The sequence below is a fragment of the Paenibacillus sp. J22R232 genome (assembly GCF_056269165.1).
In genome coordinates, this window is sequence record NZ_JBWDNK010000042.1 from 1 (window position 1) to 1736 (window position 1736).

General features: G+C 52.6%; 1 protein-coding gene. It reads left to right on the plus strand.

Annotated elements, in window-relative coordinates:
• Positions 1 to 86 precede the first annotated feature (86 nt).
• Positions 87 to 1358, plus strand: a complete 1272-nt coding sequence (locus AC0YN3_RS33060) for an IS110 family RNA-guided transposase (protein ID WP_475779063.1) — start codon at positions 87 to 89, stop codon at positions 1356 to 1358.
• Positions 1359 to 1736 lie beyond the last annotated feature (378 nt).

The window sequence follows — 1736 nt, forward strand, 5'->3', positions numbered from 1 at the left end:
CGCTTTGCATAAAAACGAGCGACTCCGGTACGATGGGTTAATCACGGGTCATAGCCCTTTAGCCATCTTAAGGAGGTCGCTCTATCTTGAAGTTTAAAGCTCAAGCCAAACAAAATCAACTGCTCGAACGCATTTCAACCCAGCATCTTGTCGTCGGCATCGACATCGCCCAGCAGTCCCACGTTGCACGCGCCGTCAACTTCCGTGGAATTCTGCTTGGCACTCCACTTCACTTCTCAAACGACGACGCCGGTTTCAGCCTACTGCTGGAGTGGATGAAAGATTTGCAGGAAACCCACCAACTAAACGACACCATCATCGGCATGGAACCAACCGGCCACTACTGGCTCAGCCTTGCTGCCTGGCTCAAAGACCGCAGCCTCGAGGTTGTGTTGGTAAATCCTCATCTCGTCAAAAAGAACAAGGAAAACCGCGACAATACACCATCCAAAAGCGACATCAAGGATGCCTTCGTTATCGCCGACATGGTGAAAAACGGCTACTACTCCTTCATCAAAGAAACCAGTGAAGTGTTCATGGAACTGCGCGTGCTCATGGCGAACCGGGAGACCATTGTCCATCGTCTTGTCAGCGTCAAGAACCAGATTCACCGCTGGGTCGACATTGTGTTTCCCGAGCTTCGGCAGGTATACAAGCACCTCATTGGCTCCGGGTCGCTGGCTACCCTGCGGCTCTTTCCTACGCCTGCTGAGCTTCAAAAGCTCACCGTTCGGCAAGTAATCGACGGCTGGAAAACAGTCATGAAACGGCACAGTGGTGAACGAAGAGCTGGCGAGCTAATAGCTCTGGCAGCGCGCTCAGTCGGCGCCAAGCATGCCGAGAAAGCCTACAAGCTCCATCTGCGACAGTTGCTGGCCGAATACGATCTGGCTACGGAGCAGCTGCTGGTCATCGAGGGTGAAGTGGCGGCTGCACTGGAACGAATTCCACTGGCCAAGCCGCTGCTGGCTATTAAGGGTATGAGCATCTTGTCTGTCGCCGGCATTCTCGGTGAAGCTGGCGACCTCAGCGGCTATGCACATGGCAATGCGTTGTTGCGGCATGCCGGTCTCAACCTAGCTGAAGCAAGTTCAGGCAAGTGGAAGGGCCAAATGTCCATCAGCAAACGTGGCCGACCAAGGCTTCGGCATGCTCTGTTCATGGCAACCATGGCTCTCATCATGAACGATGAAACGTTTAAACGACAGCACGAAGTGAATGTAAAGACAAAAAGCATAAAGCCAATGCGCTCAGTGATGAAACTTTGCGGCAAGCTGGCTCGTCTTCTGGTTGCAATGGCACAAAGTGGCGAAGCTTATGAACCGGATCGAGCTCTTCCTATGAAACAAGCTGCTTAACTGCTTCTCTATTCGTACGAAAACTGGCTTATTCGCAGGATCTCAAGATTGCACGGAGTACCGGACTGCGTTAAACAAAAGGGCATAGACCCGTACCGTTAGGAATACCGGCCTCCACCCTCTGGATAGGCGTAACGAAGGAATGAAAGGGCAATAGACCCGTCGAGAAATGGGAGTGAAAGCCTCCGGAGGTTACGTGGAGCAGCGTGCAGCAGAGCAACAAAAAAGGAGCGAAAACTCGCCCCTTCTGTTCCCGCATGCGCGTCGGTTTCCAATTTGACGGCTCTCGTCCCATTCAATCCGGGTTACAACTCATCCTCTGGTGAGATTCTGTGAATAAGCGAGCATTCGTGAGATAACTGCATCGTACCGAGGGAG